Raw genomic sequence first — 17322 nt, 5'->3', positions numbered from 1 at the left:
CATGGCAACCTCCGGGTTCGCTGCGCACACGGCGGACGCTCTGACCGGGGCGGAGCTCGCACACCCGGCGAGCGCACCCGCGCGCGCCGGGCATCCGAGCTCCGAGGAGACCCGTGCACGCCACTCCGTACATCCGCCCGGCCGACGATGACCTGCTGCGCAGGCCGGCGGAAGCCGACCTCGCCGACTCGATCGTCGCCATCCTCACCGATCCCGACTTCGGGCCCGTCGCCCAAAGCGCCTGGCTGGAACTGGCCGGCGGATGGATCGCCCACCACTACGCCACGCGGGTGCTCACCCGGCCGCTCGTGGTCCTTCAAACTCCGTCGCTGACCACGGGGCTCGACGTCCACCTCGCCGAGGAAACACCCGACGGGCTGCTCGACCTGAGTGCGGGTGAGCTCAAGGGCCCGGGCTCCCCTGGTCAGTCGGGCCGCCTCAGCGCCCTCACCGACCCGCAGCTGGGCGAGGCTCAACGTCAGGCGAACGCCTTCGTCGCCGCCGAGGCCGCCGGCGAGCTGGTCATCGGCGCCCATAGCGGGTCCCGCTGCACCTGCTCCTTCCGCACCGCGGACGGCGGCCGACTGAGGTTCAAGGAGACCCCTACCCGGGACTGCCCGGACGCCATCTCGCACGTGGTTCCGCAGCTGGTGCAGATCGGATACGGCTCCGCGGCGGCCTCAGCTGTGCCGGTGCCGGCGCCATGGAACAGCTGCGGCACCGACGCCCGGGTCCGGCGCATCCACCCCCATGTGCGTGGACTCTTCGTCCCGGTTCACGCGCCCCGCGGCGGCCTCCTCGGCAAGTACCACGCGACCGCGGACTTGGTTTGGCCATGGCGCTGGGCCACGGCGGAGCACCCCCGTCTGCTGCACTCCTGGGCGACGCGAGCCGCCCGCTTGCAGCTCCCAGAGGCGTCCTCCGAGAAGCTGCGGGAGTTCGCCGCAAGAACCTGGATGGTGAGCTCGTACACGGCGACGCACCGTTGGCCTCAGACCAGCCTGGAGCTCGTGCCGGCGCTGCTGCCCGAGACCTACCCGTGCCCGCGGCGGTGTTGCGCCGCCTGAATTAGCTGGTCAGCACGGCAGCCCCGACGTCCGCGCGGACGTCGGGGCTGTGCGCTGGCGAGCTCAGTTCTCGGCGCGCCTCCGCCGAGTTGGACTGCTCGGGCGCAGAGCGAAACCGCTCACCGTTAGTCGTCCGCGACCGGTGACATCTCACCGCGGGACCTCCGTTCCTGCGCCCACGCCTGCACTTCCGCCGCCAACCGGTCCGCGGTGGTCACAACGCCAAGGGCCCGACGCTCGACCTCGTCGGTGTCGAGAAGGTCGAACAGCTGGCGGGGGTCCGTCGTCATCCCGATGGGCAGCCGTGCATCGGGCAGGCTCCGCAGCGACCGGTTGCGTCGCGGGTCGTTCCCGGCTGAGGCGAGGAGGTACCCATCGAGCTCCGCCTCGTCGAGATGTTCGAGAGCGTTGCGCAGGGCAGCGAGCAGGGGGTCGGGCTCAGGTTCGAGGGTGCCCCGCTCGCGAGCCAGACGCCGCACCCAGCGCTCCAGTTGGTGCGCGGCCCACACGAGGTGATGCTGTGCAGCCCAGAACCGCCGCCAAGTGGCGTAGGTGTAGTGCTCGCCGAGACTCCAGTCCCCGCCCTGCCCCTCGTTCAGCCTTCGGACGTCGTCCTTCACCCTCTGGAGGTCCAGGTCGTACTGCTGATGTAGGGCCCGAACCTCGGGCACGAGGCGCCGGACCTCACCAGCCCAGACGTCGATGAGGGACTGCGCGGTCGCCTCCGCTGCGCTCACGGCCTGTTCCTACCTCAGCCTCATGGGTGCCCCGTGGTCGCGCCCACCACGAGGGTCGCCTTCTTGATCCCATCCTCCTGGCACGCTAGCGCGCCGGACCTCCCGCCATGCCCCGGGTTGGGGACACGCCCCGTGGCGACGCGGATCTGCACAGCAGCTTGGGACGTCGGGGAGGTCAGGATGGGGGCGTGCAGGAACAGTGGCTGGCCCGCGTGCAGAAGCTGCGTCGCTGGAGCAGGGACGGGCAGCGCGCCCCGCACAAGCCCCTTCTGCTGCTGTGGATGCTCGCCGGCTTCAGGCCGGTCGCCCCGGGCCGGTCGCATTCACCGAGCTGGAGGAGCCCGTCCGCCAGCTGCTCCGCGACTTCGGCCCGAGCCGTGGCAAGTCACCACCCCGAGTTCCCGTTCCCCCACCTGACCAACGACGGGCTGTGGGCCATGACGGACGCCACCGGCGCGGACGCACGCCCGCTGGGCACCGCTGTCGGCCGCCTCCGATCCGCCGGTGCGGTCGGCCAGCTAGAACCCGCGTTCGAGGCGGCGCTGCCCGCCGACCCCACCCTGCTCGCGGCCGCCGTCCGCGCCCTACTCGATGCAAACTTCCCGGCGTCCCTCCACGAGGACCTGCTGGCCCGGTGCGGACTCGCCCTCGAACCCGTCGAGGCCGCGGTCGCCGAGGCCGGCCGCCGCCGTGACACCGCGTTCTGTGCCGCCGTTCTCGTCGCGTACGAGGGCCGCTGCGCCACGTGCGGCTTCGACGACTGGCTCGGCGGGGAGGTCATCGGGCTGGATGCCGCCCACGTGCACTGGCGGGCCATCGGCGGACCCGACTCCATCGACAACGCGCTCGGGCTGTGCACGCTGCACCACCGGCTGTTCGACCGCGGCGTAGTCGGGCTGGCCGACGATGGCACCGTCATGGTGTCCCAGTTGTTCGTCGGCCGGGCGCGGGCCGCCCAGGCGCAGGTGCTGTCCCTGGCCGGGGCGCCCCTGCTGTCGCCGCAGGCCGGGCACCCCACGGTGGCCGACACCCACCGGGGCTGGCACACCGAACAGGTCTTCCGCGAGCCGGCTCGGCTCTCCGCGTAAGGGCCGCAACGCGTCGGGACGGGGGCAACCTGCGTGCGGTGTCATGCTGACCGGCGGCATCGCGTCACAGGAGCGGGAGGGCGGCGTGCGCCGTCGGGTTTCCTGACGCGAGGACGACCGGGCATGTCACGAGGGGGACGTCATGAGCACGGCCGAGGAAGTGCCTGGGCTGCTCGTGCCGCCGGACCTAGAGGTCGCGCTTCTGCTCCAGACGGTGTGGGACATGCTCGCCATGGGCGGCCACTGGCCCACCTACGAGCGCGTGGACCGGGTTCTGTTCCACCAGCACCACCTGGACATCGCCACCGTCATGAGTCGCACGTCGACGGAGCTGCTGCGCGGCGGGCGGCCCGAGGGTGGGGCGCCGCCCCGGGATGACGGGGAGTTGACGCTAACCCTCGCCGGAGCCGCGTCCTGCTCTGGAAGTGGTCCGGCGATCGACGTCGTCGTGGCGGCAGCTCGGCTCGCAGCGGCCGCCGAACGGGACCTGGACCCGGCCGAGGCCGACCCGTTGCTCACCTTCGCCGACGTGGCCAGGGAACTGGGCATCGACCCGTCCCGAGCACGGGACGTCGCCCGGCGGTCCGGCCTCCTGCTGGTCAGCGAACCCTGGACCGGCAGCAACAGCCTGTCGGAGGACTCTTGGCAGCTCCGCGTGGACCGCCGGGCGCGGCCTTACGCGGGTGTCCATGACCTGGCGGAGTACTGGGGGCGACGCAAGGAGCGGGCCCCTGCCTCCCGAGACACCCGCCAGGCAGCGCCAGCAGAGAACATCATCCAGCTGAACCGCCGCTGGCGGCTCGGCGAGCAGCTGGGCGAGGGTGGCTTCGGGAAGGTGTTCGTCGCCGTGGGCGACGACGGGACTGCCGTGGCCGTGAAGTTCGTGCCGAAGGAGCCGGGGGCAGAACGGGAACTGCTGTTCGCCCGGCAAGAGGGCTTCCGGAACGTCGTCCCAGTGCTCGACGACGGCGAGCTCGGCGACGACTACGTCCTGGTCATGCCGATGGCGGACGCGACGCTTCGCGAGCGCCTGTTCGCGGCCGGCGGCGGCCTGTCCGTCGGGGAAGCCCTGGCGGTGCTGATTGACGTGGTCACCGCGCTGACCGACCTCGAGGGCCAGGTAGTGCATCGCGACATCAAGCCCGAGAATGTCATGCTGCTCGACGGCACCTGGTGCCTAGCCGACTTCGGCATCTCCCGCTACAGCGACGCATCCACAGCCACCCACACCCGGATGTTCTCCCTGTCGAAGGAGTACGCCGCGCCCGAGCAGTGGCGGCTGGACCGTGCAACGTCGGCGGCCGACGTCTACGCCGTCGGTGTGATGGCCTTCGAGCTGCTGGCCGGGCACCGGCCATTCCCCGGCCCGGGCCTTCACGACTTTCAGGAGCAGCACCTGACCCAGGCGCCGCCGCATCTCGGGGGCGTCTCGCCTCAGCTCGACGCGATCGTCCAGGACTGTCTGGCGAAGCAGCCGAAAGCCCGCCCGACACCGGTGAGCCTGCTCCAGCGCCTTGAGCATGCAGCCACACCGAAGACGGCACCGGGGTTCTCGGCGCTCGTCGACGCCTACCGGCAGCACTGCGAACGGGAGGTGGCAGCCGCGGCGGTGGTGACGGCGCAGGACATCACCAACATGACGAAGCAGAAGCGCCGGCCGGGACTCGCTGCGGCAGCCAGCCGAACCTGGGCGCGCGTGTCGACGACTCTGCTGTCCACCGTCCTTGAGGCAGCGCCGGGCGTCGCCGTCTATCACCTAGATGACGGGGGTTGGCTCGTCATCCTCGACGGCGCGGCTTTGGAGCTGTCGACGGCGTGGCCCGTTCCAGACCTCGCCCCACGGTGGCCGTTCGACGTCATCGCGCACGCGACGGTCAAGGTCGTTGTCCATCCCACCCACGCCGACTGGGAGGGGCGCAGCCATTCATTGTGGTACTGCGACGCGCAGCGAGAGGGCCAGTACGGCTGGTTCGAAACCGCCTTCATGTCTCAGCACGGTGGCGGCCCCCAGGAGCCGTTCGCACTGTGGCCTGAAAAAGCGGAAGGCGCTTTGTCCGACGTCCTAGCGTCCACGCAGGTGGCGTGGCCGTTCACCGAACTGGTCCCCGGAGAGACCGACGAGTTCGGGGACCGCTGGATCGGCTGGTTCGGCGCGGCGGTGAAGGGCAAGCTGTTCCGGCCGTCATTCATTCCGGAGAGCGACCCCGCGGGCTCCTGGCGTCGAGCCTGAGCCCCCGGTGGTGGTCGAGCCACCGGAGCGCCCCGGCACGTGGATGCTGGGCGCGGTGGCCGGCCCCACGCGGAGGCGCGGGGCTTGGCAGAACGACGCCGGACCCCGTGCTTGTCGAGGATGTTGCCATCGCGGAGAACGACCGGTCGGTGAGCTCCGCCAGCTCACGCAAGCTCCTGCCGGCGGCGTACTCCTCGATGACGAACCGCTCGACCTGGGACTGCACTCCGGGGTCGGTCCGAGGCGAGGCCATGCCTGCAAAGACCGCCACGGGCGGGTGTTCCTTGTGCGGCGGGTACGGCACGGCCAAACGGTAGCGGCCACGGCAGCCGCCCCTCGTCCTCTGATGGGGTGGCTTCCCGGGGCCGGACCGTCCGCCTGCCGGCCCCGAGTGCCATCGAGCGACGCGGGTCACTGCCGCCCGAGGAACCCCGCGAACTGCGCGTGGCGCTTCAGGGTGGTCCGAATCGCGTCCTTGATCGAGGACGGCCGGGTCCCCTCAGTCGAGAACACCTTGAGCTCCACGATGCACGTGGTCTGCTGGCTCTCCTTGCGGTCGACCGCGATGTCGGCGCGCACGGTGGCGTGGGGTGACTTGATGGTGCGCTCGTGGTCGGCGTTGAGGCCCAGAGCGGTGAGGCACTTGGCGATCCGCCGCCCCAGGGCAGTGGGCTGGTCGGTGATGCCGCCCTCGTACCACTCCCGGGCCTTCGTGGCCCGGTCGGAGTCGCGCTCGCGCATCGGCGCGAAGGTCGCCGGGTTCCAGGTCTCGTTCACGATGGAGAAAAAGTGCGATTTCTCGAATCGGTCCAGGTACGACGGGCTGGGGACGAAGTCGGGGTCGTCGAGCTTGCGGCACAGCGGGTGCAGGTCGGCCGCCGCGATGGGCACGAGCCGGACGTCGAAGTACAGCCGTGCCCGGTTCAGCTCCGACAGCGGGAGGGTCCGCCGGTCCTCCTCGTTGAGCTCTCGGTAGAAGGCGTTCCAGTCCAGCTTGTAGCCGTCGCGGGCATTGGTGAACGCGGACACCCTGGTGATGCGGTGCCCGTCCGTGACCGGCCACAGCATGACGACCTGGTACTGAGACAGATCCTGGAGGGACGACGCTTGATGGCCGAGCAGTTCCCCGACGGCCTCGATCGTCGCGCCCAGGGTCGGGGCGACGTCCGCGACCTCGTCGATGTTGGTGCGGAGCACCTCGAAGTCGGCGAGCGGCTGCTCCTGGTTGTGGAACGCGAACGTCTCCTCGACGATTTCGGCCCACTCGGTCTGTTCGGGACCCATCAGCTCGAAGTCGCCGGCCAGCAGAATGCGCTCGTTGCGGCTGGTTGCTGCCGCGAGATCCTGCTGGAAGTCCCGGCTCGTGGTGAGCCACAGGAAGAGGACCGGGGTCTGACGGAGCTCCCCGCGGTCCAGCAGGCTCAGCCGCTCCACGAACTGGGTCGGCACCGATGACGATTCGGCCACGCGCTCCTCGTACTGGTCGACGACCGCGATGAGGAGGCTGGGCTGGTTCCGGCGGCCAATGGCCGTGCGGATCTCCTGGAGAAGCGTCGCCTCGGAGATAATCGCCGCGCGCGACAGCTCGACGACCTTCGCCTCGGGAAGGTGCGTCGCCAACTCCCGGGCGGCGGAGCTCTTCCCAGTGCCACTCCTCCCGTAGATCGGCAGGAACCGGATTCCCCCCGAGATGCTCATGGCCCGGTGGGCCCGCTGGACCAGTTCGAGCAGCGGGCGGTTGGGGCGCAGCCGCCCCCGGAACGCGGGGTCGAGGTCCTCGTAGCGGCTCGGCAGGCGCACGGTCACCCGGCGAGTCTAGGAAGCCACCCACCCGGCACCGCGGGCGCCGCAGCGGTGCCGGCCTCGCCCGACCAGGGCAGCCCCGCCGTGGCCGACGACGCGGCCGCTCCCGGGTGGCATGCCGACCGACTGCGGGCAGCACGCGGCCCGCCGTGGAGTGTCGCGCTCCGGACGGCCATGTCGGTTGTTGGACGGGGCTCGACGTGTCGTTTCCCGGACGACACGACACTCTCGCCGGATTTCACATCGGGCGGGTGGAACCGGGGTCGTGGACCTGCTGGCCACGCTAGACACCGGTCATGACCGCGAGCGCTGCGCGCTGAATTCCGAACCGTTGGCGATAGGTCCCACCCGCATCGAGGCACCCCGTCGCGGGCGATTGGGCGAGTGACGCTGGCTGGCAGAAGCCGCTACCGACAAGAGCACGGTTGCCGACACACCTCTTGCATCTGCGGTAATAGACGGGCTCCGTCACCGAGGCGGGGTGCTCGCGGGCGTCACCGGCGAGGCTCGACCTTTTGCTGCCCGCCGTGTTCTGTCGTGGCCTTCGTAGTGAGTGCCCGCCGGTGACGTTCGCCGAGGTCCGGGCGGCTGACGCTTGATAGGAGCATGGGCTCACGGCGGCCCGCAGATGCATGCGCTGCGCCCGGGCACCGGCGGTTCGCCAGCTCGCTGGACCGGGATGGAGACGCATGCTCGCCGGGATCGACACCCACAAAGACACCCTCGCCGTCGCGGTCATCGATGACACCGGCCGCCCGGCGGTGGTCACTGAGCTGGCCAACACCGAGGCCGGCTTCGACGCTCTGGAACTGCTGCTGGAGGAGCACACGGTGACCCGGGTGGGCATCGAGGGCTCGGGCAACTACGGCCGCGGTGCCGCGGTCCGCCTCGTGCTCACCGGCGGGCTGGAGGTGGTGGAAGTACCACCGAGCCTGACCAGCCGGGAACGCTCGGGCCGGCCCGGGCAGGGCAAAACCGACCCGGTCGATGCGGTCGCCATCGCCCGGATCACCGCCCGCGAGGCCGGGCTGCCGGCGGTCCGGTTGGCCATCGGCGTGGCCGCGGACCTGCGGGCGCTGGCGGACTACCGCGCCCAGCTGGTGGCCGAGCGCACCGCGCTGGCCAACCGCACCCACTCCGAGCTGCACGGCCTGCTGCCCGGCTACCAGGCCACCATCCCCCGGCTGACCGCCCCGACGTTCCTCACCGCCGCGCAAGACCTGCTCGACGGCGACACCAGCGTGCGGGCGCAGCTGACCCGCCGCCGGCTGATCCGCCTGGCCCAGCTCACCGCCGAGATCCGGGACCTCACCGGGCTGATCACCACCGCGATCGCCGAGGTCGAGACCGGGCTGACCGACCTCTACGGCGTCGGCCCGGTGGGCGCGGCCACCATCCTCGGCGAGGTCGCCGACATCCGCCGCTACCGCTCCCGGCACGCCTTCGCCGCCGCCAACGGCACCGCCCCCATCCCGGCCTCCTCCGGGCGCACCACCCGGCACCGGCTCAACCGCTCAGGCAACCGAACCTTGAACCGGGTGCTCTACACGATCGCGATCACCCAGATCCGCGCCGACACCGAGGGCCGGGCCTACTACCTGCGCAAACGCGCCGAAGGGAAGACCAGCCGGGAAGCCCTGCGCTGCCTCAAACGACGACTCTCCGACGTCGTCTACAAGACCCTGCAGGACGACCTCGCGGCTCACCCGCTACCGGAGCTGGCCGGCGCCGCCGCACCGGGACGGTGAGTGCGGCAGCGGCAAACGGGACGCGTCTCTACGGCCGAAGCCAGCTGCGCGACAGGCTTGCAGTCCCGAACCTGATCTTCGCTACGGCCAGTCCACCGCACCCACCGCCGAACCGGACGCTACGCCCGACCAGCGTTGACACATAGGAGCTCACCCGGCGCTCGCGAAATCGTGGTGACGAGTTGATGCACCTGGGATCCCCAGCCTCAAGGGCATGAGCAACAAAGGGAACAGCGACTACAGAGCCCGCCGACGTGAGCGCGAACGCCGTCGACGTCAGGAGCAAGAGCGCGCGGCGACAGCTCAAGGACCAGAACCAGCCCGCGAATCGTTATCGGCTCGGGCGACCGACAGCGCGCGTCGGGCTGCTGCGACCACCTGTGGGTGGTGCCAGGGCCCGATCACGCCCCGGACCCGCGGGCCTGTCCCCAAGTGGTGCTCGGCCACATGCAGGAAGCGCGCTTGGGAGCAGAAGCGCGCCGCCGCTTCCGGCTTGGCAGCGGTCGAGATCGTCGAGCGGCCGGTCGTCATCTCCATCCCGACCCCTGCGGTGCGAGTTCCGCGCCACGGCGAGTGGGGTGACACTCTGCGCGAGCTCTGCCAGCAGCTGGATCGTGGCGCCGTCTACGACCGGGACCTGCCCATCGTTGCGGGCGCGCTGCGGGAGGTCCTGGCCGCCTTCGAGCGCCGAACCCGACAGGGGTGACGTTCCGAGCCGGCCGACCAGCAGCCGGGGTGACACATCCCAGACCGCGTCATCCCGCGCATCGCCGCCCTGACGGGGCGGCCGTTACACCACTTCCTTCTCCCCTGTGGCCAGCCGTACACAGCCTCCAGGTCCGATCCGGGGAACCCAACCCGCCGGCGCAAGACGGCCGCGGGCAATGACACTCACGGCTGGCGCTCGCCCGGCCGGCTGCAGCCATGTCACCGATCAGCGGCGCACGGCGCCTACAGGGCAACGACGGCGAATCCCATGCACGACCTACGCCGCCGAGTGCTTTGACGAACGTTCACCGGCGTACGAGGGGACAGACGTGGCGACCCACAACACCCGCTCCACCGGCCGACTGCACGACGTCGACAGCGCTGCCGAATACCTCCGCTGCGGCCGACGACTGATCTACCGCCTGGTCGCGGAACGCAAGGTCCGGTTCACCTACGCCGGCCGCTCGCTGCGCTTCTGGCAGTCCGACCTCGACGCCTACCTGGACGCGCGCGTCGTCGAGCCGGCAGCTCCGACCACCAGCCGACGGTGACCACCCCGACGTCCTGCAGCTCCCACCGCCGCGCACGGTCTAGTCGGTAAGGGCTTCCGAGTGCCTCCAGCCAGACGGCGGTTCGGGCGGGTGCGCAAGCTGCCCTCCGGTCGCTGGCAGGCCCGCTACCCCGGACCCGACGGCAGGGACCGGTCCGCGCCCACCACCTTCGCGACCAAGACGGACGCCGCCCGCTTCCTGGCCGCGACCGAAGTCGACATGGCCCGAGGCGCCTGGCTCGATCCACACCGCAGCGGCGTCCGGCTCCGTGAGTACAGCCAGTCCTGGCTCGCCGAGCGCAGCGTCCGCGGCCGTCCGCTGGCCACCCGGACCCGGGAGACCTACCAGCACTCACTCGACCGCTGGGTACTGCCAAGCCTCGGAGATCTACCCCTCGACCGCATCACGCCGGCCGTCGTACGACGGTGGCACGCCCAGACCACCGCTGCCACGGGCCCGACGGCCGCGCGCCAGGCCTACGCCGTCCTCCGCGCGATCCTCTCCACCGCGGTCGCGGACGACGCCCTGGCCCGCAACCCGTGCCGCATCACCGGCGCCGGACAGGCGCGGAGCGACGAGCGGCCGCTGCTGGACCTCGAGCAGGTCCAACAGCTCGCCGCCAACATGCCCGTCCATCTCCGCGGCCTGGTCGAGCTCGCCTTTTGGGGGCACCTGCGGCTGGGCGAGCTCGTCGCTCTGCGCATCGAGGACGTCGACTTGGACGCGGGCAAGGTGTCTGTGCGGCGACAGGTCGTCGAGACCGACACCGGACCGGAGGAAAGCGCGCCGAAGGCGGGAAGCCAGCGGACCGTGCACCTGCCCGACCAGGGTGTCGACGCATTGGACGAGCATTTGCGAGTGCGGGGGACGACTGTCCCGACCGACCGGCTGTTCGCCAGGCCCGATGGCAGCCTGCTCCGCGCGCATCACGTGCATGCGGCCTGGCAGACGGCGCGGAAGCGGGCGTCCCTGCCCGAGGCGCACCTGCACGACCTGCGCCATGCCGGCCTCACGCTGGCAGCACAGAGCGGCGCCACGCTCGCCGAGGTGATGCGCCGGGCCGGCCACTCGTCGTCGCGCGCGGCAATGATCTACCAGCACGCCGCCGAGCGACGCGACGCCGAGGTCGCCGCACGGCTGGGCCGCCTCGCGGCCGGCCCGAGGACGAACCCTCCGGACAGGCAGCGGCCTCGTCGAGCCCGCTGAACCACAAGAGCCCGAGGACGCCCGAGGGAGGCCGAGGGTCGACAGATGTCGGCGAGCAGCGATCGCAGCTAACGGGTGCTCTTGCGGGACCTGATGAAGAAGGCGGCCACGGCGATGACCACCGCCACCGCACCGATTGCGATCACCCCCGGCTGAACGCCGGCGAGGGCTGCGACCACGATCAGCAGCACTCCGAAGGCCGCTGCCAGCCACTCAGCCATCGCGATCGCCCTCCTGCACCAACCCACCCTGGTTGGTCTTCTCCCGGGCCAGGATCTTGCTCAGCGTGACGAAGATCCACCACCCCGCTACAGCGAAGCAGATGCCAAGGGCGACGATGAAGATCCTCAGTCCCGTGGACAGGGAGCCGGAGAAGAGGCCGAGAGCAGCAACGAACAAGCCGGCGGGGATGATCAGAAGCGATGCGCCCCTGCGCATGGCTGTGTTACCTGTGTCCAGCTCGTGCTTCTTCATCCAGCGCCTCCTGTCCCGACGGCTTGAGCACTCGTGCCGCCATTTGCATCGGCACAGCTCCCACATGGGGGGCGTGGCGAAGAAGAGGATCTTGCCCGAGATCCCCTGGTCGGCGCCAGGTCGTCGCCGCGGGCGTCCTCCGGGCGGCGGGCACGAGCGCGAACCGTACGGGCACGCAGCGGGCACGACGAGGGCGCTGAGCCCCCTCAGGAGCCCGACGCCCGGTCGAACAACGACGAAACCGCTGATCAGAGCGGAGGGCGTGGGATTCGAACCCACGATGGGTTTGACCCCATAGCGGTTTTCAAGACCGCCGCCATCGGCCACTAGGCGAGCCCTCCCGGCGCTGCTGAGGCTAGCGCCCCGGCCCGCAACGGGCTCCGGCCCGCCCCGCGGGTGCGGGACGGGCCGGAGTCGGCGTGCAGGTGGTGCGGGTTGCTACCGGGGATCAGGCAGCCTGGCGACGACGGGAGACGACCAGGAGGCCGCCACCGGCGAGGAGGGCCAGGGCGCCGGCACCGGCGTACGGCAGGGCCGAGAAGCCGGTGAGGGCCAGGACGGCGGTGCCACCGGAGACGGTGACCTCGACGACCAGGGTGCGGACGTTGCCGTTGACGTCGACACCGGTGGCCACCAGGTGGTGGACGCCGTTCTCGAGCGACTTGGGCAGGGTCACCGTCGCGGAGAAGGTGCCGTCCGCCAGGACCGTGGCGGTGCCCAGCTCGACCGGGGTGGAGTAGACGACCAGGTCGACCGTGGAGCCGGGCAGGAAGTCCTTGCCGGAGATGGTGATCTGCTCGCCGGCGACGACCTTGCCGTCGCTGTCGCTGCTGGTCAGCACGCCGTCGGCCTTGGGCAGCGTGGCCGAGGGAGCGGCCGGGGCCGAGACGACGCCGGAGACGCCGGTGTCGGCGTAGTCGCCGTACTCGTCGCCGTAGACGGTCTGGACGAAGCCGGCGTAGGTGTAGCCGGCCGCGGCGAGCACGGTGCAGCTGGTCGCGGTGGCCGGGGCGTCACAGCTGAGGACGGAGTCGGTGCCCTCGGGGATCGTCTCCGGGTCGATGCTCTCGTCGTACTGGAGGTAGGCCTCCATCGTGTAACCGGTCAGGCCCTCGGTGTCCGACGGCGGGGCCCACTGGAAGGTGAGCGACTGGACGCCGGCCTTCAGGCCCGCGGAGGCCGGGGCCGGGAGGGTGAACACCGGGGTGGTGTCGATCGGGGTCGTGCCGGTGCCCGTGCCGGGGTTCGTGGTGCCGCCGCCGCCGGTGCCGGGGTCGGTCTCCGGGGCGCACTCCTCGTAGGCGTAGCCGATGCTCCCGTCCGTGTCCGCGGTCGCCAGGCCGTAGTCGAGGTAGTCCACGACGTCGGCGTCGAGGTAGTTGCTCCCACCACCGCCACCGGCACCCTTGGTGTCGCCGACGGACGCGCCGCCACCGCCACCGAAGATGCCGCCGCCACCGCCGCCAGCGCCCCACAGGGCGCCGTCGCCACCGGCACCGGCGATGCCGTCCGCGACGTCCGCGTCGGTGCCGCCGCCTGGCTGGCCGTCGGCGTAGTACTCGGTCTCCTCGGCCGTGGACCCGGCCTCACCCGCGAAGCCCGTCGTCGGCCCGTTGTAGTCGGCTGCGGGGCCACCACCCTGCGCCCAGTCGTCGACGTAGTCGGGGTCCTCGATGTCGAGGGAGGCCTCGACGCTCTCCCCCCACTCACCCGAATCCCCACCGGCGGCGCCGGTGCCGGCACCGCCACCACCCCCGGCCACCACAGCGAGCGTGCCGTTGACCAGCACCGCCGAGCCGGCGCCACCGCCGGCGCCACCGGGCTCCTCGGTGCTGAGCTCGCCACCGTCGCCGCCCGCGGCCCCCACGGTCGAGGTGCCGCCCGCGCCGGCCGCGGCACCGCGCGTGCCCGGCTTCAGCGTGATGACGTCGTCCTTCTGGACGTCGATGCTGACGGTGTACGAGAAGCCCAGCCCACCGGCGTGACCGGTCGTCGAGCCACCGTTGCCGCCGTTGACCTCCAGGTCGATGACGCAGGCGCCGAACGGGACGGTGAGAGCGGTGTCGGCCGTGACGTACTGGTAGCTGGGGCCGGCCGGCATGGAGGTGATCGGCTCGGCAGAGGCGACGCCGGCGACGCTCAGGAGGGCGGTGGACAGGCCGATCGCGCTGACGGCCAGCAGGCCGGCCGCACGACGGGACGGGGACGTGAGACGCACGTCGAGCTCCCTGGGGATGGTGCCCGGAACGCCGGGCTCGTTACCCGGACGTCCGGGTGCTGGGAGCACCTGACCACCGGGCGCAGACGCCGCCACGCCCCGCCGAGCCGATGGTGCGCCGCGTTATGCAAACGTGACCTGTGTACATTCGCGCAGTTCACGGGCAGGTTCTGCCAGCAATTACGCCCGGTCTCGATTCGTAGGGCGCACTTTCCCCGTCAGGATGTGCCTATGATCCAGCCGGGACCACCACACTCGCGTGATCGGGCATGATGTGTGGAACGGCGGTGTTCCACTTCCGTGCAGGTCCGCGCACGCGCGCGTCGATCTCCCACCGCCTGCCCCTCACCGAAGGACATCCCGCGTCTGTGACCGTCCCGCAGCAAGCCCCCGCCCGTCGCCGCGAGCGCAGCGCCTCACGTGAGGCCGCCTCCCGCGAGGCCGACCGGACCGCCGCCCGCGACGAGAAGCGCGCCCAGCAGATCTGGGTCGACGGCGCCGCCCCCGAGCTCCCCACCCGGGCGACCCGGCCCGAGCACGTCGTCTTCCACCTGGGCCCCACCAACTCCGGCAAGACCTACGAGTCGCTGCAGGCACTGGCCGCCGCCGGCTCCGGTGTCTACGCCGCACCGCTGCGGCAGCTGGCCCACGAGGCCTACGCCAAGCTCTCCGCCCAGCTGCCGGCCGGCACCGTCGGCCTGTCCACCGGCGAGGAGGAGATCGACCCGAACGCGCCGATCGTCTGCTGCACCGTGGAGAAGGCCCCCGACCGGGGCCGGATGCTGGTGCTCGACGAGGCGCACTGGGTCACCGACGCCGACCGCGGCCACCACTGGGCCCGCCTCCTGCTCACCGGTGAGTACCAGGAGATGCACCTGATCTCCGCGGCCGAGGCCTACCTGGTGCTCAAGCCGCTGGTCGCCGACGCCGAGCAGGTCGAGGTCGTCAACCACAAGCGGTTGTCCCGCCTCGACGTCCTCCGCGGCCCGGTCCGCCCGGACGCCGTCCGTCCGCAGACGCTGGTCGTCGCCTTCTCCCGCAAGACGGTCTACGCCGTCGCAGCGGAGCTGGACCAGCACCGCGCGGGCAAGGTCGGCGTCCTCTACGGCGCGCTGCCGCCGGCCACCCGCCGCGAGGTCATCGAGCGGTTCACCACCGGCGAGCTCGACGTGCTGGTGACCACCGACGTCATCGGCCACGGCATCAACGTGCCGGCGACCACGGTGCTCTTCGCCGAGACGACGAAGTTCGACGGCCAGGAGCTGCGCCCGCTGCGCACCTGGGAGGCCGCCCAGATCGCCGGGCGCGCCGGCCGGTACGGGCTGACCGGGCACGGCCAGGTCGGCATCCTGATCGGGATCAGCGGGCTCAAGCCCGTCGCCGCGCTGGTCGGTGCCGGTGCCGCGGTCGCCCGCGGCGACGAGATGAGCGACCTGCCCAAGCGGGCGCCCCGGCTGCGCCCGGAGCTCGACGACCTCGGCGCCCACGAGGCGGTCGACCTGCCCGAGGCGCTGACCCGGTGGATGGCCTGGGCCCGGGCCGCCACCCGCGACCAGGCGATGACCGCCGACGACGTGACCAGCCTCGTGCTGCGGGTGCACGCCCTGCTGCCGCTGCTGCGCGGCCCGCTCGGCGCGGCCGGCGACCTGGAGACCGTGTGGCGGCTGGTCAACCTCGCGATCGACTACAACCCGCCGCGGCGGACCCGCTGGCTGGTGCTGGCCAAGGCCGCCCTGCAGCACGCCGTCGGGCTGCCCGTGCCGCCGGAGCTGATCCTCCCCGACCTCCCGGTCGGCGGCAGCGTCGAGGAGTTCGAGCAGACCGCGGCCGCCGCGCGCGACGCGCAGACCCTGCTCCGCCAGTTCCCCGGGGTCGCCGGGTTGAGCAGCGACGACGCCGCCTGGGTCGAGGAGGAGTGCTCGGAGACGATCACCGAGATGCTCCCCGGTGCCATCTCGCTGGGCCGCTCCGGCAAGTGCAGCGAGTGCGGCACCGCGATCGCCCCGTGGTTCAGCACCTGCCGGCCCTGCAGCACCCGCGGCCCGGCCGGCCGCGGTGCGCGCGAGGGCGGCGGACGTGACTCCCGTCGTCCCCGGCCGGGCTCCCGGTCGGGATCACGCCAGGGTCGACGCCCCTCCCGCAGCGGGCGCTGACCGCTCGGCCCCGCTGCCTCCGGCAGCGGGGCCGTTCTGTCTCTACTGGTCGATGGTCACGTCGTTGAACGGCAGCCGGGGCTCGACCCACGGGAAGACGACGAACAGCAACAGCGCGACGAACGCCAGGAGCAGGACCAGCGCGAGCACCGCCCGGGCCGCGGTCGGTCCGGGCAGGTGCCGCCAGATGAAGCCGTACACGGTGTTCCTCAGCCTTCGGTCAGGGCCGGCGGGCCGTCGGGGAACTCGGCCTTGCTGACCGGGTCGCCGTCCAGCGCGGCGTGCACGATCAGCCGCTGCTTCGCCGAGTACTTGGGGTGGCAGGTGGTCAGCGTCAGGTAGGCCCCGCTGGGCGCCGCGCCGGCGGCGCCCGGGGTCGGCGCGATCACCGAGACGTCGTCGGGCTTGACGATCTGCTGCCCGGGGATGCCGCTCGCGTCGGTCGTGTAGTCGCCGGTGGCCGCGTCGCCGAGGACCCGGTAGACGTACCAGTTCTGCGCGGTCTCCACGACGATCGGGTCGCCGGGGACCAGCTTGTCGGTGTCCAGGAACGGCGAGCCCTTGCCCACCCGGTGCCCGGCGATGGCCAGGTTCCCCTGCTGCCCGGGCAGCGCGGTGCCGATGTAGTGCCCCGGCCCCTCGGCCAGCTGTTCCTCGCTGACGCCCTCCAGGACCACGCGCGAGTAGTCCTCCCCGAGCCGCGGGACGTGCAGGATGGCGAGCGGCTCGCCGACCGCGGGGGCCACCAGGTTCTCCGGTGCCGCCGACGCCTGGTCCCACTGGTCGCGGATCTGCTCGGCGAGGTTGCCCTGCGTGCGGTCGTTGAGCAGGTCGGTCACGTAGACCTCGTAGACGACGAACAGCAGCACGACCAGGCCCGCGGTGACCAGCAGCTCGCCGGCACCGCGGACCAGGAGCCGCCAGAGGGGGTCACGCTGCCGCACCGGCTCGTCGTCCCACTCGTCGTCGTCCTCCCAGGCGAAGGCCCACTCGCCGTCGTCGGCGGAGTCGGCGGCGTCCCAGATCGGGTCGGGGTGCTGCTGCGGGACGACGGTGGTGACCGGCGCCGGCGCGTGCCACGCGGTGGCCGGCTCGGCGTGCTGGTCCCGGGCGACGGCCGCGGGCTCCGCGACGCGGCGCGGGGGAACCGGCGGGCGCCCCGGGACGGACGGTCCGCCGAGCTCGGGGACCCGGTCCCACCGCTGGGTCCGGCCCGACTGCAGGCCCTGGTCCGGGTCCGACATGCACTCCCCCGTTGCTGTGCCGCCCGCAACGACTGCGCGCCGGGAGAAGCGTAGGCGAGCTCTGACGCGATCCCCGGCAGCTCGCGGGGCCTGCG

General features: G+C 71.8%; 15 protein-coding genes and 1 tRNA gene. 8 read left to right on the top strand and 8 right to left on the bottom strand.

Features of this window, described 5'->3' with window-relative positions:
- Window positions 1-113 precede the first annotated feature (113 nt).
- Window positions 114-1067 (top strand): hypothetical protein, encoded by a 954-nt coding sequence (locus MODMU_RS01695; RefSeq protein WP_014738418.1) that lies wholly within the window; start codon window positions 114-116, stop codon window positions 1065-1067.
- 125 nt (window positions 1068-1192) lie between these two features.
- On the opposite strand, the gene MODMU_RS01690 is transcribed toward MODMU_RS01695, so the two are convergent.
- A complete protein-coding gene (locus tag MODMU_RS01690; RefSeq protein WP_014738417.1) occupies window positions 1193-1804 on the bottom strand; it encodes a hypothetical protein in 612 nt (203 codons plus the stop codon).
- 107 nt (window positions 1805-1911) lie between these two features.
- Between MODMU_RS01690 and MODMU_RS01685 the strand changes: the two genes are divergently transcribed.
- Together MODMU_RS01685 and MODMU_RS01680 are read left to right on the top strand one after the other, a co-directional pair.
- Complete coding sequence (locus MODMU_RS01685) at window positions 1912-2892, top strand: phosphorothioated DNA-binding restriction endonuclease (RefSeq protein WP_347343752.1); 981 nt, start codon at window positions 1912-1914, stop codon at window positions 2890-2892.
- 142 nt (window positions 2893-3034) lie between these two features.
- On the top strand, window positions 3035-5122 hold the full coding sequence (locus tag MODMU_RS01680; protein WP_014738415.1) for a serine/threonine-protein kinase: 2088 nt from the start codon (window positions 3035-3037) through the stop codon (window positions 5120-5122).
- A 411-nt stretch (window positions 5123-5533) separates the two neighbouring features.
- Here the strand turns inward: MODMU_RS01680 and MODMU_RS01670 are convergent, their stop codons facing one another.
- Entirely contained in the window at window positions 5534-6928 is a 1395-nt protein-coding gene (locus tag MODMU_RS01670; RefSeq protein WP_014738414.1) for an ATP-binding protein, read from the bottom strand.
- Between the two features lie 686 nt (window positions 6929-7614).
- Between MODMU_RS01670 and MODMU_RS01665 the strand changes: the two genes are divergently transcribed.
- From MODMU_RS01665 to MODMU_RS01650, 4 genes are all read left to right on the top strand, one after another.
- Window positions 7615-8673, top strand: a complete 1059-nt coding sequence (locus tag MODMU_RS01665; RefSeq protein ID WP_014738412.1) for an IS110 family RNA-guided transposase — start codon at window positions 7615-7617, stop codon at window positions 8671-8673.
- A gap of 493 nt (window positions 8674-9166) precedes the next feature.
- Window positions 9167-9379, top strand: coding sequence for a hypothetical protein (locus tag MODMU_RS01660; RefSeq protein ID WP_014738411.1), 213 nt, complete (start codon window positions 9167-9169; stop codon window positions 9377-9379).
- A 331-nt stretch (window positions 9380-9710) separates the two neighbouring features.
- Window positions 9711-9932 (top strand): excisionase family DNA-binding protein, encoded by a 222-nt coding sequence (locus MODMU_RS28970; protein WP_014738410.1) that lies wholly within the window; start codon window positions 9711-9713, stop codon window positions 9930-9932.
- A gap of 90 nt (window positions 9933-10022) precedes the next feature.
- Entirely contained in the window at window positions 10023-11138 is a 1116-nt protein-coding gene (locus MODMU_RS01650; protein ID WP_051143901.1) for a site-specific integrase, read from the top strand.
- A 68-nt stretch (window positions 11139-11206) separates the two neighbouring features.
- Here MODMU_RS01650 and MODMU_RS28235 read toward each other — a convergent pair whose 3' ends face one another.
- From MODMU_RS28235 to MODMU_RS01635, 4 genes are all read right to left on the bottom strand, one after another.
- Window positions 11207-11359: a hypothetical protein gene (locus tag MODMU_RS28235; protein WP_014738408.1), complete on the bottom strand. Its 153-nt coding sequence runs from the start codon at window positions 11357-11359 to the stop codon at window positions 11207-11209.
- Complete coding sequence (locus tag MODMU_RS01645) at window positions 11352-11612, bottom strand: hypothetical protein (RefSeq protein WP_014738407.1); 261 nt, start codon at window positions 11610-11612, stop codon at window positions 11352-11354. Before MODMU_RS01645 ends, MODMU_RS28235 begins: the two co-directional genes overlap by 8 nt.
- Window positions 11613-11866: 254 nt before the next feature.
- Window positions 11867-11953, bottom strand: a tRNA-Ser gene (locus tag MODMU_RS01640).
- 107 nt (window positions 11954-12060) lie between these two features.
- Window positions 12061-13830, bottom strand: coding sequence for an Ig-like domain-containing protein (locus MODMU_RS01635; protein ID WP_014738406.1), 1770 nt, complete (start codon window positions 13828-13830; stop codon window positions 12061-12063).
- Window positions 13831-14198: 368 nt separating this feature from the next.
- On the opposite strand from MODMU_RS01635, the gene MODMU_RS01630 reads away from it, so the two are divergent.
- Window positions 14199-15983 carry a helicase-related protein gene (locus MODMU_RS01630; protein WP_014738405.1) on the top strand — a complete coding sequence of 595 codons (1785 nt, stop codon included), beginning with the start codon at window positions 14199-14201 and terminating at the stop codon, window positions 15981-15983.
- 42 nt (window positions 15984-16025) lie between these two features.
- Here MODMU_RS01630 and MODMU_RS28015 read toward each other — a convergent pair whose 3' ends face one another.
- Window positions 16026-16184: a hypothetical protein gene (locus MODMU_RS28015; RefSeq protein ID WP_014738404.1), complete on the bottom strand. Its 159-nt coding sequence runs from the start codon at window positions 16182-16184 to the stop codon at window positions 16026-16028.
- Between the two features lie 8 nt (window positions 16185-16192).
- Window positions 16193-17227 carry a class E sortase gene (locus MODMU_RS01625; protein ID WP_014738403.1) on the bottom strand — a complete coding sequence of 345 codons (1035 nt, stop codon included), beginning with the start codon at window positions 17225-17227 and terminating at the stop codon, window positions 16193-16195.
- Between the last annotated feature and the right edge of the window lie 95 nt (window positions 17228-17322).

The organism is Modestobacter italicus, from assembly GCF_000306785.1.
In the GTDB taxonomy this organism is placed as follows: domain Bacteria; phylum Actinomycetota; class Actinomycetes; order Mycobacteriales; family Geodermatophilaceae; genus Modestobacter; species Modestobacter italicus.
Note: the sequence above shows the minus strand (reverse complement) of the source record. Positions and strands in the feature narration are given on the sequence as shown.

Excerpts from the sequence above, each read along its gene's own strand:
- MODMU_RS28235 (WP_014738408.1), bottom strand. The coding sequence starts at position 11,359 with ATGGCTGAGTGGCTGGCAGCGGCCTTCGGAGTGCTGCTGATCGTGGTC.
- MODMU_RS01625 (WP_014738403.1), bottom strand. The coding sequence starts at position 17,227 with ATGTCGGACCCGGACCAGGGCCTGCAGTCGGGCCGGACCCAGCGGTGG.
- MODMU_RS01680 (WP_014738415.1), top strand. The coding sequence starts at position 3,035 with ATGAGCACGGCCGAGGAAGTGCCTGGGCTGCTCGTGCCGCCGGACCTA.
- MODMU_RS01645 (WP_014738407.1), bottom strand. The coding sequence starts at position 11,612 with ATGAAGAAGCACGAGCTGGACACAGGTAACACAGCCATGCGCAGGGGC.
- MODMU_RS01665 (WP_014738412.1), top strand. The coding sequence starts at position 7,615 with ATGCTCGCCGGGATCGACACCCACAAAGACACCCTCGCCGTCGCGGTC.
- MODMU_RS01685 (WP_347343752.1), top strand. The coding sequence starts at position 1,912 with ATGCCCCGGGTTGGGGACACGCCCCGTGGCGACGCGGATCTGCACAGC.